Raw genomic sequence first — 24,583 nt, forward strand, 5'->3', positions numbered from 1 at the left:
ACAGCAGCCGAGCGCTGACTGGATGAGTCGAAGCCACAACGTAAAAGGCTGATTTTCAGCCTATTTCGGCCGGACCGGCGCACAGTGCAACGAAATTTTTGTATAGTGCGCCGGTTGCTGACGCCCACCGTTGATTCGATGCCCACCCCTTTCGCGCGCTACCTGTCTCTCGTACTGCTGGCTCTTGCGTTGATCCTGCCCTACGCGGTTGCCAACCATACGTATCCGATCCCAACCTTCTACGCCGAATTCACCACGCTCGCGCTGTTTCTGCTGAGCGGGGCGGCCGTCGTGCTGCTGGTCGCGACCGCCCGGCCGCGCGTGAGCTTCGCGTCGCCCACGGTCGCGCTCGTACCCCTGCTGTTCGGCCTCGTGCTGGTCGTGCAGACGCTGGTGCTGCCGGTCGCGGAGCCATCGATGAACTGGCTCGGCGCGGGCTTCCTGCTCGCTGCGTGGATGGCCGTGCATGTGGGCTACGGCTTCACGCGCGTGAAGCTCGACGAGACCGCGTTGCGCTGGGCGGCGGGGGCGTTGATCGTCGGCGGTCTGTTCGCGGTGTTCAGTCAGGTGATCCAGCTGTTTCACCTCGAGGCGCGCGTGGCTCCGCTCGTCGTCGCGTACAACATAACCGTCGAGCGCCGGCCGTTCGGCAACATGGCGCAGGCGAACCACCTCGCGACGTATATCGCGTTCGCGATGGCGGGCGCGCTGTACCTCGTGCAGACGCGCCGCATCGCGGTGCCCATCTGGCTGCTCGTGTCGACGATTTTCTCGGTCGGCCTCGCGCTGACCGTGTCGCGGGGTCCATGGCTGCAGATGGGCGTGATCGTCGTCGCCGGCTTCTGGATGGCCTTCGCGCAGACTCGCAACGAACCGCAATTGCGCCGCAGCAACCGTGAATGGCTGGTGCCGATCGCGCTCGCGGTGCTGTTTTTCGTGGTCAATGCGCTGATCCGCTGGGCCAACGTGCGCTTTCACCTCGAACTCGCGCAGTCGGCGGCCGAACGCTTCCAGGATGCCGGCCAGATCGCGCCGCGCCTCGCGCTGTGGAAATACGGCTGGACGATGTTCAAGCAGCATCCGCTGCTCGGCGTCGGCTGGGGCGAATTTCCGAGCCACCAGTTCGAGCTCGTCAAGCAGCTGGGCGGCGTCGAAATCGCCAACAACTCGCACGACATTTTCGTCGACCTGCTCGCGAAAACCGGTCTGATCGGTCTCGCGATCGTGCTCGTGGGTCTCGTCGCGTGGCTCGTGCGCGTCGTGCGTGCGCCGCAAAGCGCCGCGCGCGTGTTCGGCATCGCGCTGATCGGCGTGCTGACGATGCATGCGCTCGTCGAGTATCCGCAGCAGTACATGTTCTTCCTGTTGCCCGCGATGTTCGTATTCGGCCTGCTCGAAACGCGGCCGTTGCGCGCGGTGCCGGCGAATCTGTCGCTCGGCGCGTTCGCGGTGGTGGTGTTCGGCGGACTCGCCGCGCTGTATCCGGTGTATCGCGACTATGCGCGTGCCGAGGTGCTCTACTACGGCGCGCGTCCGGCCGAGCAGTACAGCGCCGATCCGTCGTTCATGTTCGGCGCGTGGGGCGAATACGGTCTAGCGACGCTGCAGCCGATGAATCCGCTGAACCTGCAGCGCAAGCTCGCGATGCACAAGCAGGCGATCGCGCTGTTGCCGGGCGAGACGGTGCTGCGTCGCTACGCGGTGCTGCAGGCGCTGACCGGCGATACCGCGGCGGCGCTCGATACGGTCGGACGCTTGCGGATCTTCGCCGAGGAATTGAAAGACTGGCCGGCGCAGCTCGGCTATCTCTACCAGCTCGTCGACGAGCAGAAGTCGCTCGCGGGCTTCAGGCAGCAGTTGGTGAAGCGCTACGGCACACCGGCGCACGATGCGACGCCGGATGACGACAGCGACGAAGATTGATCGGACCGCGGAAGCTTAGGCGTGCTGGCGCCGCGGCTTCCTCCCTTCAAAGTTCAAAGCTCGGAATACTTCGCGGCCGTGCCTTTCGCCTTGTCGACGGGGTAGCGCGCTTCGTTCAGCTTCAGTTTTTCCGCTGCCGCCTCGACGAGATCGAAGCCGGCGGTATGGGCGACCAGCAGCAGGTACATGAACACGTCGGCGCACTCGTGCCTGAGGTTCGTCGATTGCGCGGGATCGCCGAGCAGCGCGTCGATCTGCGCATCGGTCTTCCACTGAATCGTCTCCAACAGCTCACCGGCTTCGATGCCGGTGGAGACGATCAGGTTGCGCAGCGTGTGAAACTGCCGCCAGTCGCGCGCGTCGCGAAACGCCAGTAGCTGCTCGAGCAGTTCGTCGATGGTCATGTTGCTATCCGGATAGTTGTCGAACCGCACGTCAAGCTTGCGCCACCCAATCCCCCGATTTCCCGCCATGCTTTTCCATCACCTTCACATCGGTGATGGTCATGCCGCGATCCACCGCCTTGCACATGTCGTACACGGTCAGCAGCCCGATCTGCACGGCGGTAAGCGCCTCCATTTCGACGCCCGTGCGTCCAAACGTCTCGACCTGGACCGTGCAATGCACGCCAGGCATCTGCTCGTCGAGTTCGAAATCGGCCTTCACGCGTGTCAGCGCGAGCGGATGACAGAGCGGAATCAGATCGGCGGTGCGCTTCGAGGCCTGGATCGCCGCGATCCGCGCGATGCCGATCACGTCGCCCTTTTTGGCGTTGCCGTCGCGGATCAGCGCGAACGTGTCGGGCAGCATGCGGATCGAGCCACGCGCGATCGCGATGCGCCTGGTCTCCTGCTTGCCGCCGACGTCCACCATATGCGCGTCACCGGCCGCATCGAAATGAGTGAGTTCAGGCATGGTTGACTCCTTCAGAGGGCGCCTATCATAGCAGTGCGGCGCGGCCTCGAATCGTCGCGGCGACTGATTCCACTTGCGCTGTGCCGTGCTCTAAGTTTCGCCTCGTACGCGTCCTGCGACGCCCTTGCCCGTTATCTTAGTCCGGGCCACGGGCGGCGTTTTTCGACTTCGTCAGGCCGGCTTCGCGATGCATCCAAAACGATTCCTCGCTGCGTTGCTATCCGTCGCGCTCGCGATGCCGCCGGGCGCGCTCGCGCAATCGACGGGCGGGGCGGCCATCGTGCCGGGAACGTCATCGTCCGAGGCGCCGCTCGTGAGCGGCCCGAGCGACGCGCATGCCGATCCGATCCTGCCGCCCGACATCGCGCTCGGCGTGTTCGGCACCTACGGCGGCGCGCAGAGCCGCTTTTCCAATGGCGGCGGTAGCGGTGGCACCGGCGGCAAAACCGGCAGCAACGACTGGCGCGCGCCGATCGTCGCGCAGCAGTTGCCCGATCTCGGCAGCGGCGGCGCCGGCTCGCTGACTCCACAGGCCGAACGCAAGCTCGGCGAGCGCGTGATGCGTGAGATACGCCGCGACCCCGACTATCTCGACGACTGGCTCGTGCGCGACTATCTTAATTCGGTTGCCGCCAAGCTAGCGGCAGCGGCCAGCGCGCTGTACATCGGCGGTTATCGTCCGGATTTCGAGCTGTTCGCGGTGCGCGACGCGCAGATCAACGCGTTTTCGCTGCCGGGCGGTTTCATCGGCGTGAACACGGGGCTGATCGTGACGACGCAGACGGAGTCCGAGCTCGCGTCGGTGCTGGGTCACGAGATGGGGCACGTGCTGCAGCGGCACATCTCGCGGATGATCTCGAACGGCGAGCGCGGCGGCTACGCGGCGCTCGTCGGTGTACTGTTCGGCGTGCTGGCAGGCGTACTCGCGCATAGCGGCGACCTCGGCAGCGCGATCGCGCTCGGCAGCGAGGCGTATGCGGTCGACAGCCAACTGCGCTTCTCGCGATCGGCCGAGCAGGAGGCAGACCGCGTCGGTTTTCTGCTGCTCGCCGGCGCCGGTTACGATCCCTACGCGATGCCCACGTTCTTCCACCGGCTCGACCGCGCGGCGATGAACGAAAACGGCATTCCGGCCTATGCGCGCACGCATCCGCTGACCGTCGAGCGGATCGCCGACATGGAGGACCGCGCGCGCGGCGCGCCGTATCGGCAACCGCATCAGGATCCCGAGTACGGCTTCGTGCGGGCGCGCTCGCGTCTGTTGCAGGACCGTTCGCGCAGCGAATACGCGGACGAGATTTCGCGATTGCGCTCGGAAATCGAGGACCGCACCGCGCTGAACGTCGCGGCGAACTGGTACGGCATCGCTTACGGGCAGCTGCTGCTCGAGCGCTACGACGACGCGGCGGCCTCGCTCGCGAACGCGCGCGCGACGTTCGTCTCGGGCGCGCGTGCGCAAGGCGAGCCCGAGCGCGATTCGCCGAGCCTCGACGTGCTCGCGACCGACATCGCACGGAGTGCCGGTCACGCCGACGAAGCCGCGCGTCTCGCCGAGCTCGCGCAGAAGCGCTGGCCGCAATCGAACGCGGCGATCGACATGCATATCCGCACGCTGTTGACGCTGCATCGCTTCACCGACGCGCAGGCGCTCGCGGAGCAGGAGACCCGGGCGCATCCCGATCGACCCGCGTGGTGGCTCTATCTCGCGCAGGCGAGCGCGGGCAGTGGCGATGCATTGACGCAGCATCGCGCGATGGCGGAGAAGTTTGCGCTGGAGGGCGCGTGGCCATCGGCGATCCGGCAGCTGAAGGACGCGCGCGACCTGAAGACGATCGGCTATTACGACCTCGCGACCGTCGACGCGCGCCTGCACGAGATGGAGAGCCGCTACAAGGAGGAGCGGCTCGACGAGAAAGGGTAGGGTGGACGTGAACGCGCGCCGCTGCGCGCGTCAGACCTGCGCCGCCGGGCTCGCAACGAAGTCAAAGCGCTCGGCCACCTGATCGCGTCGCACGCTTTGCAGCGGCAAGGTGCGCTGAACACGCCAGTGGAACGCACCGCTCAATGAGCCATCGTCGGCGAGCGTCGCGTGATCGGAGAAGATTTCAAGGTCGTGATCGTGCAGCACCGCGATACGTGCTGGCTGCGAGCGATCGGCAAACAGAATGCCGCCGTCTTCATCCGCGAACACCGCCGCCGGCTCGAACGCGCCGCCGCCCTGGTCGTGCAGCGCGAGCGTTCCATCCGCGTGCGCGGACAATCTGACCACCCACGGCGTATAAGCCAGCTCGACGTACACGCGCTGTGGTCCGTTCTGAAAAAACCACTGTCCGCGCTCATCGGCCTCGTAGTTCCGGTTGATGAAGCCAAGCAGCGCCTCATGCCGGATCGGCACGCCGGGCGCGCCGCTCACCTGGGCCGCTTCGTCGCGCATGCGCCAGTTGCCGCGCCGGTCGAGCATCAGCCAGCCGGTGCAACTCGGCACGTTCGGCCATTTGGCGAGCGCCTGTTTGACGATGTCATCCATGATCGACGTGTCGCTCCAGATAGCCGAACACGCGCCGCGACAGCCAGTCGATGCGGCCCGGGAACGGCCCGGTCATGAAGCCCGCGTGGCCGCCGTGCTCAGGCTGATAAAGCTCGACCGCCGCCGATACCTCGTGCCGCGACGGCAGCGCTTCGGCCGGCAGGAACGGGTCGTTGCGCGCGTTGAGCACGAGCGTCGGCACCTGAATGTGCGGCAGCAGCGGGCGGGTGGTTGCGGTGCTCCAGTAGTCGTCGGTATCGCGAAAGCCGTGCAGCGGCGCGGTCACGACATTGTCGAACTCGTACATCGTGCGGCTCGCGAGCATCGCGTCGCGATCGAACAGGCCCGGGAACTGCTCGAGCTTCTGGTTGGCCTTGTGTTTCAGCGTCTTCAGGAAGCTGCGCGTGTAGACGAGGCCGAAGCCCTGCGACAGCGCACGGCCACCCGCATGGACGTCGATCGGTGTCGAAATCGCGGCAGCGGCGGCTACCACCCGCGCCGCATCGGCCTGCCGCTCACCGAGCCAGCGCAGCAGCACGTTGCCGCCGAGCGACACGCCCGCCGCGACCACCGGCCCGCGATGCGCGGCGCGCAGGCGGCGCAGGATCCAGTCGACCTCGTTGCTGTCGGCGAGATGGTAGAAGCGCGGCAGCCGGTTCAGCGGGCCGCTGCAACTGCGAAAGTGCGGCACCACGCCGTGCCAGCCGTATTCGCGCGCGGCGGCCATCAGCGCGACCGCGTAGTGCGACGACGAACTGCCTTCGAGGCCGTGAAACAGCACGAAGAGCGGCGCGGTGTCGGTGGGCGGAGTATCGTGCGCGACCCAGTCGAGATCGATGAAATCGCCGTCCGGGGTGTCCCAGCGCTCACGGCGAAACGATACCGCGGGGCGGCGCGCGAACAGCGACGGGACGATCGTCTGCACATGCCGGTTCGGCAGCCACAGCGGCGCGCGGTACAGCAGCTCGACGGTCGCCTCGACGGCGGCCGCCACCTTGGCGGGGGCCGTACCGGAGGAAGCGGGTTTATGTGGCGTCGAACTCATACCGGCGGAAAAGCGAGAGAACGTGATTCTGAATCTGTCGTGGTGCCGCGCGTCAGTGCAGCGGACCCTGGCCATGCCGCATCTTCGTTGCAAACTGGCTGGCGGTCTCGTTCGGCATCGGGCTTGCGTGAATATGCGCAATGCGCCATTCGCCGCGTTCATGGACCAGCACGTAGGTGGTGAAGACCATCGCGGGCGTGGCGGTCGGGTCGGCCGGACGATGTGCTTCGGCAATCGCATAGACGACGGTGCCTAGGCTGTCGTAGACGCGGATGTCGAGCGGCTCGATCGACACCGGCAGCGCTTCGAGCTGGACCTGCAAGCCATTGCGGATGCTCTCGAGGCCGTGCAGATGCGAGCCGTCCGCGCAGATGCAGCTGACGAACTCCTCGTCGATCCACAAGCCCATCAAGCTGTCGATATTGACCTCGGCGACGGCCTGATAGTAGGCGTTCAGGGTGTCGGCGGCGGCTTCGAAGATATGGGCAAAACGTGGCATGGCTCGTCAGTCTCTTGTGCGCGGCGCGCGGTTGCGGGTCAGCGGTAGCGGGACGGTCCAGAGCGCCGGACCATCGCCCCCGGCGTCAGCTTGCCCGTGCCGCAAGGCGCGAACATGACGCGACGCGCCCGGGGCGTGCGGTGTTGCGTGCAAGTGCCAGTCGGCTCAGCGCTGCGCGAGCAGCATGCCGCGCAAATCGCCGAAAACCTGCTCGGCGCTCAGCTGCTTCAGACAGTTCAGATGACCGAGCGGGCACTCGCGCTCAAAACAGGGGCTGCATTCGAGATGAAGCCATTGTACCTTCGCGAGCTCGGACAAGGGCGGGGTGTGGCGCGGATCGGTCGAACCGTAGACGGCCACGAGCGGGCGGCGCAGCGCGGCGGCGACGTGCATCAGTCCGGAGTCGTTGGTGACGACCGCGTTGGCCCGCGAGATCAGCGCGCAAGCCTCGCCGAGTGCGGTCTGGCCGCACAGGTTGCGCACGTTCGGCGCTTTCTCGGCGATCGCCTGCGCGAGCAGCGCGTCTTTCGGCGAGCCGAGCGCGACGATTTGCGTGTACGGGAACGACTGGCCGACCATCTGCGCGAGCGACGCGAAGTGCTCGGGCGGCCAGCGCTTCGCGGGACCGTATTCGGCGCCGGGGCAGAACACCAGCAGCGGCACGCGCGTATCGAGATTGAAGCGCGCCGACACGCGCGAGGCCTCGTTCAGGTCCGTGTCGAGGCGCGGCATCGGCAGATCTTCGGGGACCTTGGCGCCTGGCGCATAGGCGAGGGCGGCGTAGTGGCCGACCATCGGCGGGCGGGCGTCCTTGCGCGGATTCGCGTGACGCACGTTCAGCACGCCGTAGCGACTCTCGCCGGTGTAGCCGATGCGCAGCGCAATGCCCGCCAGCCACGGAATCAGCGCCGACTTGAACGAATTCGGCAGCACGTAGGCCGCGTCGTAGCCGACGTCGCGCAGATCGCTCGACAGCTGCCAGCGGCGCAGCATCTGCAGCTTGCCGTGGGCGAGATCGGTCGCGTAGACGTCGCGGATTTCCGGCATGCGTTCGAGCACGGGTGCGACCCAGCTGGGCGCGACCGCGTCGATGACGATGCGCGGATGCAATTTCACGAGGCGCGCAAACAGCGGCTGCGCCATCAATGCGTCACCGATCCAGTTCGGTGCGATAACCAACGCGCGACGCATCAGGGTGAGTGTCCGGTGTCGATAACAAGCGCCGCGCGCGCGATGCGCGCGGCACTCGGATAGGTAAATGGGGAAAGCGGAAAGCCGCACGGCGCGATGCCGTTTGGCCACACGCGCCGCGATGGCGGCGCGGCGGCGGTGCGGCCGCACGGGTCGTGCGGTCGAGCCTGCGGCGCGGCGGGCGCGTGATTCAAAACGCGCGCCTCGTGCCGTGCAAGCTGGCTCAGAACCGCTCGATGCGTTGGATCAATGGCCCTTGATCACTTCGCCGTCGCGCAGCTTGTAACGCGTGCTGCAATACGGGCAACGCGCTTCGCCGTGCGACACGTCGATGAAGACGCGCGGATGCGCGCTCCAGCGCGGCATGGCCGGGTTCGGACAATACGCCGGCAGATCTTTTGCCGACAGTTCGACCAGCGGCATTTCCTTGATTTCGCTCATGAGACTTTCTCGTTGTATGCGGGGTGCTTACAGTGCGCCGCCGTTGGGCTGCGCGGGGCATCTCGAAACGTCGCTCAGATCTTCGTGAGCCAGTGCGCGTATTTCGCGCTCCTGCCGTTCACAACGTCGAAGAAAGCCGACTGCAGCTTTTCGGTGATCGGGCCGCGCGCGCCAGCGCCGATCGTGCGGTTGTCGAGCTCGCGGATCGGCGTGACTTCGGCCGCCGTGCCGGTGAAGAACGCTTCGTCGCAGGTATAGACTTCGTCGCGCGTGATGCGCTTTTCGATCACCTGCAGGTCCATGTCGCGCGCGAGCGTGATGACGGTGTCGCGCGTGATGCCGTCGAGGCACGACGACAGATCAGGCGTGTACAGCTTGCCGTTGTTGACGAGGAAGAAGTTCTCGCCCGAGCCTTCCGACACGTAGCCGTCGACGTCGAGCAACAGCGCTTCGTCGTAGCCGTCGGCGATCGCTTCCTGGTTCGCGAGGATCGAGTTCACGTACCAGCCCGACGCCTTCGCGCGCACCATCGACACGTTCACGTGATGGCGCGTGAACGACGACGTCTTTACGCGGATGCCCTTGGTGATGCCGTCTTCGCCAAGGTATGCACCCCACGGCCACGCGGCGATCGCGACGTGAATCGTGTTGCCCTTGGCCGACACGCCGAGCTTTTCCGAGCCTACCCAGATGATCGGGCGCAGATAGCACGAATCGAGCTTGTTCTCGCGGACCACTTCGCGCTGCGCGGCGGCGAGCGTTTCATGGTCGAACGGCACGGCCATCTGGAAGATCTTCGCCGAGTTCAGAAGGCGCTTGGTGTGCTCCTGCAGGCGGAAAATCGCGGTGGCGCCGTCGGCCGTCCTGTAAGCGCGCACGCCCTCGAACACGCCCATGCCGTAGTGCAGCGTATGGGTGAGCACGTGGATTTTGGCATCACGCCACTCGATGAGCTTGCCATCCATCCAGATCTTGCCGTCGCGGTCGGCCATTGACATACGGTTCTCCAGCAGGTGCGTTATGAGGTGCGGCCATGAGCGCAGGACATGGCCGGGAGCGCTATTTTAGCGTCTTTTGCACACACCACGGGCATTTGGGCGCACCCCGGACGCTATAATCCAGCGCACGCATAAATCAAATCCGGATGCGCCAGCGGGTGGTCTCGCAAGCTGGCGCCGACCTGGCCTTTTTGACGGCGTTTCCTGCGCCCGCACCCTTCGCCCGATGCTCGCTCGACTGTCCGAAACCGATCGCCGCGCTTTTCGTGAAGGCGCGCGCGCCTACGCCCCCACGCTGATGGCGATTTTTTCCTGGGGCCTCGTGACCGGCATCGCGATGAGCAAGTCCGTGCTGACGCTGCCGCAGGCACTGACCATGTCGCTGCTGTGCTACGCCGGTTCGTCGCAGCTGGCGGTGTTGCCGCTCCTCGCCGCGAAGCTGCCGGTGTGGACCGTGTTGCTGACCGCGGCGATGGTCAACACCCGCTTCGTGATCTTCAGCGCCGGCCTCGCGCCGCACTTCCCGTATCTGTCGATGTGGCGGCGCATCGTGCTGGGCTATTTCAACGGCGACGTGATCTATCTGCTATTCGTCAAGAAGAGCTTTCCGACCGGCTACGTGCCTGGCAAGGAGGCGTACTTCTGGGGCATGGCGGTATCGAGCTGGCTGTCGTGGCAGGTGTCGTCGATCATCGGCATCCTGCTCGCGAGCCTGATTCCGGACAACTGGGGGCTCGCGCTGGCCGGCACGCTCGCGCTGCTGCCGGTGATGGTGTCGGCGATCGCCACCCGCTCGACGCTGGTCGCGGTCAGCGTGGCCGGCATCGTGTCGCTGCTCGCGCTCGATCTGCCGTACCGGCTGGCGTTGCCGCTCGCGGTGATCGCGGCGATCGCGGCCGGCAGTGCGGCCGACCTGATGATCGAGCGCGCCGACCTGCGCCGCATTCGTGGCGTGAACGATCGCGCCGGAGACTCCCGATGACCTCCACGCAAATCTGGCTCGCCATTTTCGGCATGACCTTGGTCACCGCGCTCACCCGCGCGATGTTCCTGATCGGCGGCGAGCGCACGGTACTGCCGGCGCGCGTGCAGAAGATGCTGCGCTACGCGCCGGCCGCCGCGCTCGCCGCGGTGGTGGTGCCCGACGTGCTGACGACGTCCGATGGGCTGTCGTTCGCGCCTTCCAACCATGAGCTTTACGCGACGCTCGCCGGCCTCGGCTGGTTTTTGTGGCGGCGCACCATGCTCGGCACGATCGTGACCGGAATGGTCGTATTCACGCTGATGCGCGTCTTCCTGTGAGGGCCGGGCCCGGGGTGCGGCGATGAATGCTACGCCGCGGCATCTGCGGCCTTGCGATCAAATGCGCGACATTCGCCGTGTCGCGGATCAGAAGGCCGTTGGGATCAGTTAAAATGCCTTTTCCGGGTTGAGCGCGCCGCGGCAAGGCGCCTGGTGCCGCGGCCGGCCGCCGGCGCCCGATCCCGCGGAGCCGTTGGGCCGAAGCGCTGGAGTTCGCTGCGCCTCGTCCCCGCGCGCTGTCCGTCACCGCCTTCTCATCAACTCGCATACTCAAGCCCATGAACAAGGTATTGCGTCTCTCCGACCTGATCGCCGAAGGCAAGCTGTCCGGCAAACGCGTGTTCATCCGCGCCGATCTGAACGTGCCGCAGGACGATCAAGGCAACATCACCGAAGACACCCGCATCCGCGCTTCCGTGCCGGCCATCAAGGCCGCGCTCGACGCCGGCGCCGCGGTGATGGTCACCTCGCACCTTGGCCGTCCGACCGAAGGCGACTTCAAGCCGGAAGATTCGCTCGCACCAGTGGCGAAGCGTCTCGCGGAGCTGCTCGGCCGCGACGTGCCGCTCGTCGCGAATTGGGTCGAAAACGGCGTGAACGTCGCGCCGGGCTCGGTCGTGCTGCTCGAAAACTGCCGCGTCAACAAGGGCGAAAAGAAAGATTCCGACGAGCTCGCGCAGAAAATGGCCAAGCTCTGCGATATCTACGTGAACGACGCGTTCGGCACCGCCCACCGCGCCGAAGCGACTACGCACGGCATCGCGAAGTACGCGCCGGTTGCCTGCGCGGGTCCGCTGCTCGCCGCTGAGCTCGAAGCGCTCGGCAAGGCGCTCGGCGCACCGAAGCGTCCGCTCGTGGCGATCGTCGCGGGCTCCAAGGTGTCGACCAAGCTGACCATCCTGAAGTCGCTCGCGGAGAAGGTCGACCAGCTGATCGTCGGCGGCGGCATCGCCAATACGTTCATGCTCGCGGCCGGCCTGAAGATCGGCAAGTCGCTCGCCGAAGCCGATCTCGTCGACGAAGCGAAGGCGATCATCGACGCGGCCAAGGCCCGCGGCGCCTCGGTGCCGATCCCGACCGACGTCGTCACGGCCAGGGAGTTCTCGCCGACCGCGAAGGCAGAAGTAAAGGCCGTCGCCGATGTGCAGGACGACGACATGATCCTCGACATCGGCCCGGAAACGGCCAAGGTGCTCGCCGCGCAACTCGAGAAGGCCGGCACGATCGTGTGGAACGGCCCGGTCGGCGTGTTCGAGTTCGACCAGTTCGGCAACGGCACGAAGACGCTCGCGGACGCGATCGCGCGCTCGGCGGCGTTCTCGATCGCAGGCGGCGGCGATACGCTCGCGGCAATCGCCAAGTACGGCATCCACGACCAGGTGAGCTACATTTCCACGGGCGGCGGCGCATTCCTCGAGTTCCTCGAGGGCAAGAAGCTGCCGGCGGTAGAAGTTCTGGAATCGCGGGCTTAACGTGGCGACGCGCTCCCCAGCGGCGAAGTCGACCAAGGCGCGTGGCGTGAAAGCGCCGCGCGGTAACGCGGCAACGCCGGCAGGGGAGCGCGCGACACGCGCGGCCGCTGCGTCGGCAGCGGCCGGACAGGACGAGGCTGCCGAAGCGCCGATAGCGCCCGCGGCCACCGAACCGGCGCTAGCCGCCGGAGCGCCCGCGGGACCGGTTGCAGCGCATGCTCCGACCGGCGACGCGGAGCAGCCCCCAACGGCACAGGTCGAAGCTGCTCAACACGATTCGGCCCAGCCGGAACAGCCTTCCGGCAAGCAGGGCAGCAAATCTCCGGCGCGCGAGGCGCCGCTCTCGAATACCGCATCACCCGCATCACTCCACAAAGCGACACCGGCCACAACCGGCGCGCGACCCCAGGCAGCATCTTTCGATGCGCGAACTCCGCAGCAGCCCCGCAGCGCTCTTACCAGCGATCCTATCCAGACGAGGAGACTCATGCATCGCGCCACCAAGATTGTCGCTACTATCGGTCCGGCTTCCAGCACGCCGGAAATCCTGCTGCAAATGATTCAGGCGGGATTGGACGTGGTGCGGCTCAATTTCTCACATGGCACCGCGGACGACCATCGCGAGCGCGCCGAATTCGTGCGCGAGGCGGCCCGCCAGGCCGGCCGCGAAGTCGCCATCATGGCTGACCTGCAAGGCCCGAAAATCCGCGTCGGCAAATTCGAGAACGGCCGCACGACGCTCGTCACCGGCAATCCGTTCGTCCTCGATGCCGACTGCGAGCTCGGCAACGACGAGCGCGTCGGCCTCGACTACAAGGATCTGCCGCGCGACCTGAAGCCGGGCGACGTACTGCTGCTCAACGACGGCCTGATCGTGCTGAACGTGCAGCGCCTGATCGGCAACGAGATCCACACGGTCGTGAAGATCGGCGGCGAGCTGTCGAACAACAAGGGCATCAACCGCCAGGGAGGCGGTCTGTCGGCGCCCGCGCTGACCGCCAAAGACATGGAGGACATCCGCACGGCGATGTCGCTCGGCGTCGATTTCGTCGCGGTGTCGTTCCCGAAAAACGCGACCGACATGGAAATGGCCCGCCAGCTCGCGAACATCGCCGGCGCGCCGTACGGCATCAAGCCGAAGATGATCGCGAAGATCGAGCGCGCGGAAGCGATTCCGGCGCTGCAAGGCATCCTCGACGCGTCGGACGGCATCATGGTCGCGCGTGGCGATCTGGCCGTGGAAGTGGGCAATGCCGCGGTGCCGGCGCTGCAAAAGCGCATGATCCGGATGGCGCGCGAATCGAACAAGTTCGTGATCACCGCGACGCAGATGATGGAGTCGATGATCCACGCGCCGGTGCCGACCCGCGCGGAAGTGTCGGACGTCGCCAACGCGGTGCTCGACGGCACGGACGCGGTGATGCTGTCGGCGGAATCGGCGGCGGGCAAGTACCCGGTGCAGACCATCGAGACGATGGCCGCGATTTGCGTCGAAGCGGAAAAGTCCGAGCAGTCGGAGCTCGACAAGGACTTCCTCGACCGCACGTTCACGCGGATCGACCAGTCGATCGCGATGGGCGCGCTGTTCACCGCCTATCACCTTGGCGCCAAGGCCATCGTCGCGCTGACCGAATCGGGCTCGACCGCGCTGTGGATGTCGCGTCACTGGACCCACGTGCCGATCTTCGCGCTGACGCCGCGCGTCGGCAGCGAACGGGCGATGGCGCTGTACCGCAACGTGACTTCGCTGCATCTGGACACCAACACCGACCGCGACACGGCGCTGCAGCAGGCGCTCGAAACGGTGGTCGGCAAGGGCTACGCGTCGCACGGCGACATGGTCGTGCTGACGGTCGGCGAGCCGATGGGTCAGGCGGGCGGCACCAACACGTTGAAGATCGTGCGGGTCGGTGAACCGTACTGATCAGGCAGGACTGCTCGATCGGTACAGGCTCGATTGAGCGAAGCAGGGCGGCGAAACCCGCACGGGTCCATGTGCGACGGCGCACCAAAGCGCCGGTGTCATCGCGGGAACGCCGCCTGCTTCGCGATAAAATCGCCGCAAAAGATGCCGACGGCAAAAGAATTCGTCTCAATCTAAGGAGTTTCAGCATGCCTCTCGTATCAATGCGTCAACTGCTGGACCATGCTGCGGAAAACGGCTATGGCCTTCCGGCATTCAACGTGAACAATCTGGAGCAGGTGCAGGCGATCATGGCCGCGGCCGACAAGGTCAACGCCCCGGTCATCATGCAGGCGTCGGCCGGTGCGCGTAAGTACGCGGGCGAGCCGTTCCTGCGTCATCTGATCGAAGCGGCGGTCGAGTCGTATCCGCACATTCCGGTCGTGATGCACCAGGACCACGGTCAGTCGCCGGCGGTGTGCATGGCGGCGATTCGCAGCGGCTTCACCAGCGTGATGATGGACGGTTCGCTCGAAGCCGACGGCAAGACGGTCGCATCGTACGAGTACAACGTCGAAGTGTCGCGCAAGGTCGTCGAGGCGGCGCACTCGATCGGCGTCACCGTGGAAGCGGAGCTGGGCGTGCTCGGTTCGCTCGAAACGATGAAGGGCGACAAGGAAGACGGCCACGGCGCCGAAGGCACGATGACGCGTGAACAACTGCTGACCGATCCGGAGCAGGCCGCCGACTTCGTCAAGCTGACCCAGTGCGACGCGCTGGCCATCGCGATCGGCACCTCGCACGGCGCCTACAAGTTCAGCAAGAAGCCGACGGGAGATATTCTCTCGATCCAGCGCATCAAGGAAATCCATCAGCGCATTCCGAACACGCACCTCGTGATGCACGGCTCGTCGTCGGTGCCGCAGGAGCTGCTCGCGGAAATCCGCGAATTCGGCGGCGACATGAAGGAAACCTACGGCGTGCCGGTCGAAGAAATCCAGGAAGGCATCCGTCACGGCGTGCGCAAGGTCAACATCGATACCGACCTGCGTCTGGCGATCACGGGCGCGATCCGTCGCTACATGGCGACCAACCCGGGCAAGTTCGATCCGCGCGATTACCTGAAGCCGGCGCGCGAAGCGGCGATGAAGATCTGTATCGACCGTTACACGCAATTCGGCTGCGAAGGCCAGGCTGGCAAGATCAAGCCGGTTTCGCTTGATAAAATTGCGCAGAAGTACAAGTCGGGCGAGCTCGCGCAAGTCGTCCGTTAAGCTGTAGTTTTGGCTCCGCGCCTGGCCGTTTGGCCAGGTTGTCGTCCGATCGCCGTTCCCGCATCATCGGGGGAACGGCGTTTCCCTTTTGTTCCGGTCACATTTTTTGCACCACTTTTAGCGAACCACGACGATGTCTACCCTCTACGAATCCACGCTCCGCTCGCTGCCGCTGCTCGGCCGCGGCAAAGTCCGCGACAACTATGCGGTGGGCAACGACCAGTTGCTGATCGTCACGACCGACCGTCTGTCGGCGTTCGACGTGATCATGGGCGAGCCGATTCCGAACAAGGGTCGCGTGCTCAACGCGATGGCGAACTTCTGGTTCGAGAAACTGAAGCACGTGGTGCCGAACCACCTGACGGGCGTCGCGCCGGAGTCGGTGGTCGCGCCGGACGAAGTCGAGCAGGTCAAGGGGCGTGCGGTGGTCGTCAAGCGTCTCGAGCCGATCCTCGTCGAAGCGGTGGTGCGCGGCTATCTGGCCGGCAGTGGCTGGAAAGATTACCAGGCCACCGGTTCGGTGTGCGGCGTGCAACTGCCGCCGGGTCTGCAGAACGCGCAGAAGCTGCCCGAGCCGATCTTCACGCCGGCCGCCAAGGCCGAGATGGGCCACCACGACGAAAACATCACCTACGACGAGATGGAGCGCCGCATCGGCACCGAACTGTCGGCCACGATCCGCGACATTTCGATCCGTCTGTATCAGGAAGCCGCTGATTACGCGGCCACGCGCGGCATCATCATTGCGGACACGAAGTTCGAATTCGGTCTGGACAATCACGGCAAGCTGTACCTGATGGACGAGGCGCTGACCGCCGATTCGTCGCGCTTCTGGCCGGCGGACCAGTACCAGGTCGGCACGAACCCGCCGTCGTTCGACAAGCAGTTCGTGCGCGACTGGCTCGAAACCCAGCCGTGGAAGAAAGAGCCGCCGGCGCCGAAGCTGCCGGACGACGTGGTCGCGAAAACGGGCGAGAAGTACCAGGAAGCGCTCGAGCGCCTGACCGGCCACAAGCTCGACTGATCTGATCGCGCGCGCCGTGTCAGGCGCGCATAGCCGGGAAACAAGGAAGCCGTAAAGATGAGTGAAGCACAAACCGCCCATACGCATGATGCGCCGGTCGTCGGCGTATTGATGGGCTCCAGTTCCGACTGGGAAGTGATGAAAAACGCCGTCGCGATTCTGCAGGAATTCGGCGTGCCGTACGAAGCGAAGGTCGTGTCCGCGCACCGCATGCCCGACGAAATGTTCGCCTATGCTGAAAGCGCGCGCGAGCGCGGCATTCGCGCGATCATCGCGGGTGCGGGCGGCGCTGCGCATCTGCCGGGCATGCTGGCCGCGAAGACCACGGTGCCGGTGCTTGGCGTGCCGGTCGCGAGCAAGTATCTGAAGGGCGTCGATTCGCTGCATTCGATCGTGCAGATGCCCAAGGGAGTGCCGGTCGCGACGTTTGCGATCGGTGAGGCGGGTGCCGCGAACGCGGCGCTGTTTGCGGTGTCCCTGCTCTCCGGCACCAGCGCCGAATACGCGGACAAGCTCGCTGCATTCCGTGTGCGCCAGAACGAAGCGGCTCACGCGATGGTATTGCCGGCGCTGTAAGCGCGCTGGTTGTTTTATACGACGTCTCCTGTCCGACCCCCGGCCGGATGCCCGCCGCTCGCTGTGCGAGCGCGACGCGTATCCGGCCGCGACCGACCACCAAGATGAACCCTGACAACACACCGGTTTCACCGATTCTGCCCGGCGCATGGCTTGGCATGGTCGGTGGCGGCCAGCTCGGCCGCATGTTCTGTTTTGCCGCCCAGGCGATGGGCTATCGCGTCGCCGTGCTCGATCCGGACGAAACCAGCCCGGCCGGCGCGGTCGCCGACCGCCACCTGCGCGCGGCCTACGGCGACGAAGCGGCGCTGACCGAACTCGCGCGGTTGTGCGCGGCGGTGTCGACCGAATTCGAGAACGTGCCGTCCGCGAGCCTCGACTTTCTCGGCAAGACCACCTTCGTGAGCCCGGCGGGGCGTTGCGTCGCCGTCGCGCAGGACCGGATCGCCGAGAAGCGCTTTATCGCGTCGTCGGGTGTGACGGTTGCGCCGCACGTCGTGATCGAGTCGTCGGATGCGCTTGCGGCGCTGGGCGATGGCGAGCTCGAAGCGGTGCTGCCCGGCATCCTGAAAACGGCGCGCATGGGTTACGACGGCAAAGGCCAGATCCGCGTGCGCAACGCCGAGGAAGTGCGCGAGGCGCATGCGTCGCTCGGCGGCGTGCCGTGTGTGCTCGAGAAGCGCCTGCCGCTGAAGTTCGAGGTGTCGGCGCTGATCGCGCGCGCGGCGAGCGGGGCGTCGGTGGTCTATCCGCTCGCGCAGAATACGCATCGCGACGGCGTGCTGTCGCACACCATCGTCCCCGCGCCGGACGCGTCGCCGGCGCTCGTGCAGCAGGCTCAACAGGCCGCGCTGCAGATCGCCGAGAAGCTCGGCTACGTCGGCGTGCTGTGCGTCGAATTCTTCATTCTCGAAGACGGCTCGCTAGTCGCCAACGAAATGGCGCCGCGCCCACATAACTCCGGCCACTACACGGTCGACGCGTGCGCGACGAGCCAGTTCGAGCAGCAGGTGCGCGCGATGACCAGCATGCCGCTCGGCGACACGCGCCAGCATTCGCCGGCTGTGATGTTGAACATCCTCGGCGACGTGTGGTTTCCGGACGGTCCGAAGCGCGCGGCGGTCACGCCGCCGTGGCAGGAAGTCGCCGCGATGCCGTCAGCGCGCCTGCATCTGTACGGCAAGGAAGAGGCGCGTTGCGGCCGCAAGATGGGCCACGTGAACTTCACCGCGCCGACCCTCGAAGAAGCCCGCACCGCGGCGCGCGATTGCGCGCGGCTGCTGCACATCGCCACCAGCTGACGCGCGCGCCATGCCGGATCAACAGAAACCCGCCGAGGACGCTACCAACGCATTGCCGGTCAGCGCCGCGCAGATCGAGCACGCGGCGGCCTTGCTCGACGCGGGGGGGCTGGTCGCGTTTCCGACGGAAACCGTGTACGGCCTCGGCGGCGATGCCGAGAACCCGGACGCGGTCGCGCGCATTTACGCGGCGAAGGGGCGGCCGGCCAATCATCCGGTGATCGTGCATCTCGCGCCGCATGGCGATCCGAACTACTGGGTCGAGTATTTGCCGGCGGATGCGCAGCGCCTGATCGACGCGTTCTGGCCGGGACCGCTCACGCTGATCCTCAAGCGCGCTGCGCGCATTCCGGCGGCGGTCAGCGGCGGGCAGGACTCGGTGGGACTGCGCTGCCCGTCGCATCCGGTTGCGCAGGCGTTGCTCGATGCATTCAGCGCGTTGCGCGGCGGGCATGGCGGCGTCGCCGCGCCGTCGGCGAACCGCTTCGGGCATGTGAGCCCGACCACGGCGCAGCATGTGCGCGACGAGTTCGGCAGCGCGATTCATGTGCTCGATGGCGGCGCGTCGGATGTCGGCATCGAGTCGACGATTCTCGATCTGTCGCGCGGCTTTCCGGCGCTGCTGAGGCCCGGTCGCGTGACGCCGCAGGATATCGCCGACGTGCTCGGCGAGGCGCCGCGTCTGCCCGACGGGTCGGACGCGACCGCGCCGCGCGCGTCGGGCACGTTGAAAGCGCATTACGCGCCGCGCACGCCGCTCGTGCTGCTGCCATTCGGCGAGCTCGAGCCGCTTCTCGCGGTGCGTGAGCCGGGCGAGCGCGTCGCGCTGGTCGCGCGCGCGTCGCGTGCGGGACAGTGGGCCGATGTCGACGGCGTGCATTTCGTCGCCGCGCCGGAAGATCCGCACGTCTATGCACGCGAGCTCTATGGCTTGCTGCGCGCGCTCGATCGCGCGAACGTCACGCGGATTCTGATCGAGAAGCTGCCCGATACGATCGAATGGATTGCGGTCAACGATCGGCTCGGGCGCGCGGCGGCGGCATTCGAAGCGCACGAGTCCTGAAGGCGCTACGTTTTCGCCTCTGATACTTCGCGCGCCAAGCAAAAGCGAACACGCAAAACCAGAAAGCCCGACTCGCAATGAGGCGGGCTTTTTTCGTATCGAACTAAAGTTCGAGAAGACGTTAGCGGGAGACAACGCTCCCGCCGGACGCCGGATGTGCGCTTACTTGCCCAGACCCGTCGCCGCGATCTGCTGTTCGACGAAAGTTGCGAACGCAGCGTGTGCGTGCGTCGTCGGATGGAGCGTGTCGGCGAAGACGTACGACTGGTCGGCGCCCGCTACCGTGAGGGTCTGCGGCGAGCAGAACAGCGACGAGCCGAATTGCTGGCCGTACTGCTGCGCCGTCATGCCGCCTTGCAGCACCGACGGATTGGCCGTCGCATACGCGGTCGCGTTCTGCTCCATCTGTTGGAGCGCGCAGGCCGTGCCCGTTGCATTGGAAAATCCCTGCGACTGGTAGCTGGCGAGCAACTGATGCTGCCAGGCGAACGAGCTGACCGGAATCACTTTCGTGTCAATCCCGGCTGTCTTGAGTCCATTCGCGACCAGCGTGTTGTATGCGGTCACGATGGCAGTGATCAGCGTCGGCAGTTGCGGCGCATTGCTTGCTGCCGCTTGGGCAGCCGCGAGCGGCGCCTGGCCGATGTCCGGCACGTCCATGACGACGACATGTGTCGCACCTTTCGAGAGGGCGGTGCCGACGACGCCCACAAAGCTCTGGATAGTCGTCTGAAGCTGCGTTCCAACCGCCGTCCCAATGATCAACTGCTGTTGCTGCAAGGAGGTGGCCGTCGCGAGCTGGGTCTGGAGGTCGGTCATGAACTGCGTGTTCTGCAACAGTTGCAGGACGTCGTTGGCGCCGCCGCTCACCAGCACGAGCTGATTCGAATTGAAGCTGCCGTGGTCCGTCAGGTACTGCGCGATCTGCGACGTGACAGGTACGGTCGTGGCCGCCATGCTATTGGGTGCGAAGCCAATGCCGATGGGGTTCGCCACATCGGAGCCGCCTTGCGCATAGCCCAAGCCGCCGTTGGCCTTCAGTGGCACTCCGAAGCCGCCCACAAAAGCTGGCGTCAGCGTATCCCCATAGTACTCAGCGACTTTCTGCGTCCAGACTTCGCCAGGATTCGTCGTGAAACGACCGCCGCCGAAACTGGCCTGGATCACCGGCGAATACGTGCCGACGTCCGACAGGCTGTCGCCGAACGACACGACCTGCAACTTGACGCCACCTGACGGCGTGCTGCTGCTCGAACTATTGTTGTCGCTGCCACCGCCGCATGCCGCGAGCGCGGCGAACGCTGCGCTCGCCACTGCGATCTGCGTGACGCGCAGCCATTGCTGTTTCTTCGAAGCGGTTTGATTCATGTTGACTGCATCTCCTCGTATGTGTGGCCCTTGATGCCATGTGTTGCAGGCGGCGTCCACCGCGTTGGCGGCGTGACGACAGCTTACAGAATCTTCTACGGCCTGCGCGATGTCCGAAGCGCGACCGTATGGTTTGAGTTCAAGCCGGCTCCCTTCGCGCGCTGCGCATGATAAGCGGCGGCCCAGGCGGGCGGCGCGAACAGCGCACGCCATTTGTTGCGCCAGCCTCGCACGCTCGCGAAGTCGGCGGCCATCGATGCCCATTCGTGAAACGTCGCCTTCAGCGGGTTGTACGTGTGCAACGGCTCGACGATGCCGTACCGCGGCGCCTCGTGCGGATCTTCTTCGACGTAGCTGCCGAGCAGGCGATCCCAGATCACCAGTACACCTGCGTAATTGCGATCGATGTAGCGATCGTTGCGTGCATGATGCACGCGATGGATCGACGGCGTATTGAACACGTATTCGAGCCAGCCGAGCTTGTCGATCGCCTGCGTGTGCACGAAGAACTGGAAGCCGAGATTGATCAGCACGATCGCGACGATCTGCTTCGGAGCAAAGCCAGGAATGGCGAGCGGAATCCAGAACACCCACATGCCGGCGATCGGGTACATCAGGCTCTGGCGGAACGCGGTCGAAAAATTCATCCGCTCCGACGAGTGATGCACGACGTGCGCGGCCCACAGCCAGCGCACGCGATGACTGCAGCGATGAAAGACGTAATAGAGCAGGTCCTGCGCGACGAACAGCACGACGAACGACAGCCATGTCGCCGGCCATGTATGAATGCGGTAATGCTCGTAGAAAAACGCGTAGACAGGGATGATCGCGAGCCACGCGAGCTTGTCGGCGGCCTGCTGCAGCAGCGCGAGCGCGGCGTTGCACAGCGTGTCGCGCCAGCTGTAGAGCCGCTCGGCCGGGCGCGTGCGGCTCACGTGCCACGCCTCCCAGCCGATGCAGGCAAGAAAGACGGGCGCCATGGCGAGCAGCAGCAATTCGGCATCGAATTGCATCTTGTCTCCCTTCCTGGTCCCTGACCGCCGCGCGGTACGCGGCGGGTGGTGTCGTTATCGTTCGTGAGGTCGCGCGGTCTGCACGACCGGCGCCCTGCGCGGCAAGCCCGTGATGTCGCGCGCCGCATGCTGCCCGACAGCGTACACGGTTAGGAGCTTGCCGCGCGCGGCATCGCTAGAAGGAATACTCAGTGGCTGCCGCGCTTGCGCGGGTTTTTCCTGGGCTTCTCGCGCGCTTCCTCGATGGGCGCGGAAACCTTCGTAAAGCCCTGCGACGGGCCTTCGTACACCCATTCGAGCAGCGCGTCGTGCGCGGCGCGCGCCGCTTCCGAATGCGGATCGTTGATCAGGCTGACGACGACATAGCTGTTGCCGTCGGCCGACGCGACGTAGCCGGCGATCGCGCGTACGTCGCGCAGCGTGCCGGTCTTGATGTGCGCGTTGCCGCCCGCGCCCTGGCTGGTCAGGCGATTGCGCATCGTGCCGTCGACACCGGCGATCGGCAGCGAGTCGACGAACACCTGCGCGACTGGGCTCGCGTTCGCGCGTTGCAGGACATCGGCGAGCGCGAGCGCGGTGATGTGTTCGTCGCGCGACAGGCCCGAGCCGTTATCGAGCGAAAGGTATTCGGTGTTCAGGCTGTCGCGCGTCAGGAAAGCTTCGACCGCGTGCGCGGCTTTCGCGGGCGTGGCGGGCGGCCTTTCTTCGGCGGCGCCGATTGTCAGGAACAGGTTGCGCGCCATCGTGTTGTTGCTGAACTTGTTGATGTCGCGAACGATGTCCGACAGCATCGGCCCCTCGTGCCTGGCGACGAGCTTCGCGCCGGGGGGCACTGCGCCTTCGCGGGTCGCGCCCGTGAATGTGCCGCCGGTTTGCTGCCACAGCGCGAGGAAGCCGCGCGCGAAGAACGTCGAGTGATCGAGCACGGCGACGTTTACCGTGCGCGCGTCGCAGCGCACCGGAAAGTCGCCGATGAACGACGCGACGAGCGTGCCGTCAGGCTCCGGCGTGACGGTCGGCGTCGGCAACTCGCCCCGGCATGGGCCGCTCGTCGCACGCAGCTGGTTGTCGATGCGCAGTTGCGCGAGCGCGGGCAGCACGTCGATCGCCACCGTGCCATCGGGCGACGGCGTCAGCGTAAAAGACAGCGATTTGAACGCGTACAGCAGCGGATCGGGGCCGACGTTGTACGGCGCGTTCACGTCGTCGTCGAACGCGGGCAGGTCGCGAGTCGACGGATCGAAGTAGCGCTTGTCGAGCACCAGCGCGCCGTCGATACCGTTGATGCCCGCCTTGTGAATCTTCTGCACGAGGTCGATCAGTTCTTCGGGCACGAGCTTCGGGTCGCCGGTGCCCTGGATGTACAGATTGCCGTGCAGCACGCCGCTCGCGTCGAGCGGGCCGTCCGCGTACGCGCTGGTGCGCCAGCGGTAACCGGGACCGAGGATCGACAGGGCCGAGTAGGTGGTGACGAGCTTCATGGTCGAGGCGGGCATCATCGGCTTGCCGGCGTTCAGCGCGAGGATCGGCGTGCGATCGCCGACCTTTTCGACGACCACGCTGATCGACGACAACGGCACGTGCGCGCGCTGCAGACCGACCATCACCGGCTGCGGCAGTACCGTCGTGACGTTGACGCTCGGATGCGTGGCCTTGACGCGTGCCTCCCCCGTCAGCGGCAGTAGCGTGCCTGCGCCGAGCGCGGCGGCGCAGAGCCAGACGGCTGCGCGCGGCACGACGCGGTTAGGCATGAAGGCTGCGCGATCGAACATACGGCGCGAGTGCAGCGCCATACGGCGTGCGACGGAAGACAGAAAAGCGTGCGTCATGAACGGGTGAACGGGTGAACGGACGAGCAGGATTTCAAGGTGTGCGGCGAGCGGCGTGCGAGGGACGATGGAACGGCAAGCTGGGCGCCTTGACGGCGCGGTAGCGCGTCGCGGTCTACCGGCCGTCGCGCGACGCAAAGCGCCCATTGTAGTGACATCCCGCGAGGCTGCGGTGAAAAAAGCGCCACACGCCGCACGGGTCGGAAGCGGGCGCTAGAATGCGGCATCATCGAATGTTTTGGAACGGACAACCATGCGCATCCTGCTAGTCGAAGATGACCGGATGATTGCCGAAGGCGTGCGCAAGGCGCTGCGCGGCGAAGGCTTCGCCGTCGATTGGGTCGAGGACGGCGAAGCGGCGCTGCGAGCGGCGGCGGCCCAGCCTTACGACCTCGCGTTGCTCGACCTCGGTCTGCCTAAGCGCGACGGTCTCGAGGTGCTGCGCGCACTGCGTGCGCGCGGCCATGCGCTGCCGGTGCTGATCGTCACCGCGCGCGACGCGGTCGCCGATCGTGTCAAGGGTCTCGACGCCGGCGCTGACGATTACCTTGTCAAACCTTTCGATCTCGACGAACTCGCTGCCCGGATGCGCGCGCTGATCCGGCGCCAGTCCGGCCGCAGCGATTCGACGATTCGCCACGGCAATTTGACCCTCGATCCCGCGTCGCACCAGGTGACGCTCGATGGCGCCCTGGTCGCGCTATCCGCGCGCGAATTCGCGCTGCTCGAGGCGCTGCTCGCGCGACCCGGCGCGGTGCTGTCCAAGAGCCAGCTAGAGGAAAAGATGTATGGCTGGGGCGAGGAGATCGGCAGCAATACCGTCGAGGTCTATATCCACGCGCTGCGCAAGAAGCTCGGCGCCGATCTGATCCGCAACGTCCGCGGGCTTGGCTACATGATCGCGAAGGACGCCTGAGCC

General features: G+C 65.9%; 23 protein-coding genes. 12 read left to right on the top strand and 11 right to left on the bottom strand.

Going from position 1 to position 24,583, the window contains the following annotated elements:
- Positions 1–138: 138 nt before the first annotated feature.
- The gene (locus tag HDG33_RS05715) at positions 139–1,923 is read left to right on the top strand and encodes a Wzy polymerase domain-containing protein (RefSeq protein WP_184022993.1); all 1,785 of its coding nucleotides are present in this window, start codon (positions 139–141) and stop codon (positions 1,921–1,923) included.
- Between the two features lie 53 nt (positions 1,924–1,976).
- Here HDG33_RS05715 and HDG33_RS05720 read toward each other — a convergent pair whose 3' ends face one another.
- Both HDG33_RS05720 and moaC read right to left on the bottom strand, forming a co-directional pair.
- The gene (locus HDG33_RS05720; RefSeq protein WP_184022994.1) at positions 1,977–2,327 is read right to left on the bottom strand and encodes a nucleotide pyrophosphohydrolase; all 351 of its coding nucleotides are present in this window, start codon (positions 2,325–2,327) and stop codon (positions 1,977–1,979) included.
- Between the two features lie 31 nt (positions 2,328–2,358).
- Complete coding sequence (gene moaC / locus HDG33_RS05725) at positions 2,359–2,838, bottom strand: cyclic pyranopterin monophosphate synthase MoaC (RefSeq protein ID WP_018421713.1); 480 nt, start codon at positions 2,836–2,838, stop codon at positions 2,359–2,361.
- A gap of 187 nt (positions 2,839–3,025) precedes the next feature.
- On the opposite strand from moaC, the gene HDG33_RS05730 reads away from it, so the two are divergent.
- Complete coding sequence (locus HDG33_RS05730; RefSeq protein WP_184022995.1) at positions 3,026–4,759, top strand: M48 family metalloprotease; 1,734 nt, start codon at positions 3,026–3,028, stop codon at positions 4,757–4,759.
- A 30-nt stretch (positions 4,760–4,789) separates the two neighbouring features.
- On the opposite strand, the gene HDG33_RS05735 is transcribed toward HDG33_RS05730, so the two are convergent.
- The 6 genes from HDG33_RS05735 to HDG33_RS05760 form a co-directional block, all read right to left on the bottom strand.
- Positions 4,790–5,365: a DUF2946 family protein gene (locus HDG33_RS05735; RefSeq protein ID WP_184022996.1), complete on the bottom strand. Its 576-nt coding sequence runs from the start codon at positions 5,363–5,365 to the stop codon at positions 4,790–4,792.
- Positions 5,358–6,410, bottom strand: a complete 1,053-nt coding sequence (locus HDG33_RS05740) for a hydrolase (protein ID WP_184022997.1) — start codon at positions 6,408–6,410, stop codon at positions 5,358–5,360. The genes HDG33_RS05735 and HDG33_RS05740 overlap by 8 nt, the downstream gene beginning before the upstream one ends.
- A 52-nt stretch (positions 6,411–6,462) precedes the next feature.
- Positions 6,463–6,909, bottom strand: a complete 447-nt coding sequence (locus tag HDG33_RS05745) for a nuclear transport factor 2 family protein (RefSeq protein ID WP_184022998.1) — start codon at positions 6,907–6,909, stop codon at positions 6,463–6,465.
- Positions 6,910–7,074: 165 nt separating this feature from the next.
- Positions 7,075–8,100 (bottom strand): lipopolysaccharide heptosyltransferase II, encoded by a 1,026-nt coding sequence (gene waaF, locus HDG33_RS05750; RefSeq protein WP_184022999.1) that lies wholly within the window; start codon positions 8,098–8,100, stop codon positions 7,075–7,077.
- A gap of 246 nt (positions 8,101–8,346) precedes the next feature.
- Positions 8,347–8,541, bottom strand: a complete 195-nt coding sequence (locus HDG33_RS05755; protein WP_008920434.1) for a zinc-finger domain-containing protein — start codon at positions 8,539–8,541, stop codon at positions 8,347–8,349.
- A 74-nt stretch (positions 8,542–8,615) separates the two neighbouring features.
- On the bottom strand, positions 8,616–9,539 hold the full coding sequence (locus HDG33_RS05760) for a branched-chain amino acid transaminase (RefSeq protein WP_184023000.1): 924 nt from the start codon (positions 9,537–9,539) through the stop codon (positions 8,616–8,618).
- A 226-nt stretch (positions 9,540–9,765) separates the two neighbouring features.
- Between HDG33_RS05760 and HDG33_RS05765 the strand changes: the two genes are divergently transcribed.
- From HDG33_RS05765 to HDG33_RS05805, 9 genes are all read left to right on the top strand, one after another.
- Positions 9,766–10,521 (top strand): AzlC family ABC transporter permease, encoded by a 756-nt coding sequence (locus HDG33_RS05765; protein WP_184023001.1) that lies wholly within the window; start codon positions 9,766–9,768, stop codon positions 10,519–10,521.
- Positions 10,518–10,841: an AzlD domain-containing protein gene (locus HDG33_RS05770; protein WP_184023002.1), complete on the top strand. Its 324-nt coding sequence runs from the start codon at positions 10,518–10,520 to the stop codon at positions 10,839–10,841. Before HDG33_RS05765 ends, HDG33_RS05770 begins: the two co-directional genes overlap by 4 nt.
- Before the next feature lie 278 nt (positions 10,842–11,119).
- Positions 11,120–12,313: a phosphoglycerate kinase gene (locus HDG33_RS05775; protein ID WP_184023003.1), complete on the top strand. Its 1,194-nt coding sequence runs from the start codon at positions 11,120–11,122 to the stop codon at positions 12,311–12,313.
- Between the two features lie 487 nt (positions 12,314–12,800).
- On the top strand, positions 12,801–14,237 hold the full coding sequence (pyk, locus tag HDG33_RS05780; protein WP_184023004.1) for a pyruvate kinase: 1,437 nt from the start codon (positions 12,801–12,803) through the stop codon (positions 14,235–14,237).
- A gap of 188 nt (positions 14,238–14,425) precedes the next feature.
- Complete coding sequence (gene fba / locus HDG33_RS05785; RefSeq protein ID WP_184023005.1) at positions 14,426–15,490, top strand: class II fructose-bisphosphate aldolase; 1,065 nt, start codon at positions 14,426–14,428, stop codon at positions 15,488–15,490.
- A gap of 133 nt (positions 15,491–15,623) precedes the next feature.
- Complete coding sequence (locus tag HDG33_RS05790; protein WP_184023006.1) at positions 15,624–16,514, top strand: phosphoribosylaminoimidazolesuccinocarboxamide synthase; 891 nt, start codon at positions 15,624–15,626, stop codon at positions 16,512–16,514.
- Between the two features lie 57 nt (positions 16,515–16,571).
- On the top strand, positions 16,572–17,090 hold the full coding sequence (gene purE, locus HDG33_RS05795) for a 5-(carboxyamino)imidazole ribonucleotide mutase (protein ID WP_018421699.1): 519 nt from the start codon (positions 16,572–16,574) through the stop codon (positions 17,088–17,090).
- A gap of 104 nt (positions 17,091–17,194) precedes the next feature.
- The gene (locus HDG33_RS05800; protein ID WP_184023007.1) at positions 17,195–18,391 is read left to right on the top strand and encodes a 5-(carboxyamino)imidazole ribonucleotide synthase; all 1,197 of its coding nucleotides are present in this window, start codon (positions 17,195–17,197) and stop codon (positions 18,389–18,391) included.
- Positions 18,392–18,401: 10 nt separating this feature from the next.
- Entirely contained in the window at positions 18,402–19,454 is a 1,053-nt protein-coding gene (locus HDG33_RS05805; RefSeq protein WP_184023008.1) for an L-threonylcarbamoyladenylate synthase, read from the top strand.
- A gap of 162 nt (positions 19,455–19,616) precedes the next feature.
- Here HDG33_RS05805 and HDG33_RS05810 read toward each other — a convergent pair whose 3' ends face one another.
- From HDG33_RS05810 to dacB, 3 genes are all read right to left on the bottom strand, one after another.
- On the bottom strand, positions 19,617–20,822 hold the full coding sequence (locus tag HDG33_RS05810; RefSeq protein ID WP_184023009.1) for an SGNH/GDSL hydrolase family protein: 1,206 nt from the start codon (positions 20,820–20,822) through the stop codon (positions 19,617–19,619).
- A gap of 95 nt (positions 20,823–20,917) precedes the next feature.
- Entirely contained in the window at positions 20,918–21,835 is a 918-nt protein-coding gene (locus tag HDG33_RS05815; protein WP_184023010.1) for a sterol desaturase family protein, read from the bottom strand.
- A 188-nt stretch (positions 21,836–22,023) separates the two neighbouring features.
- Complete coding sequence (gene dacB / locus HDG33_RS05820; protein WP_409258972.1) at positions 22,024–23,607, bottom strand: D-alanyl-D-alanine carboxypeptidase/D-alanyl-D-alanine-endopeptidase; 1,584 nt, start codon at positions 23,605–23,607, stop codon at positions 22,024–22,026.
- A gap of 310 nt (positions 23,608–23,917) precedes the next feature.
- Here dacB and HDG33_RS05825 point away from each other — a divergent pair, with 310 nt between their 5' ends.
- Positions 23,918–24,580 (top strand): response regulator, encoded by a 663-nt coding sequence (locus tag HDG33_RS05825; RefSeq protein ID WP_090801714.1) that lies wholly within the window; start codon positions 23,918–23,920, stop codon positions 24,578–24,580.
- Positions 24,581–24,583 lie beyond the last annotated feature (3 nt).

The sequence above is a fragment of the Paraburkholderia sp. Cpub6 genome (assembly GCF_014201065.1).
GTDB lineage: Bacteria > Pseudomonadota > Gammaproteobacteria > Burkholderiales > Burkholderiaceae > Paraburkholderia > Paraburkholderia tuberum.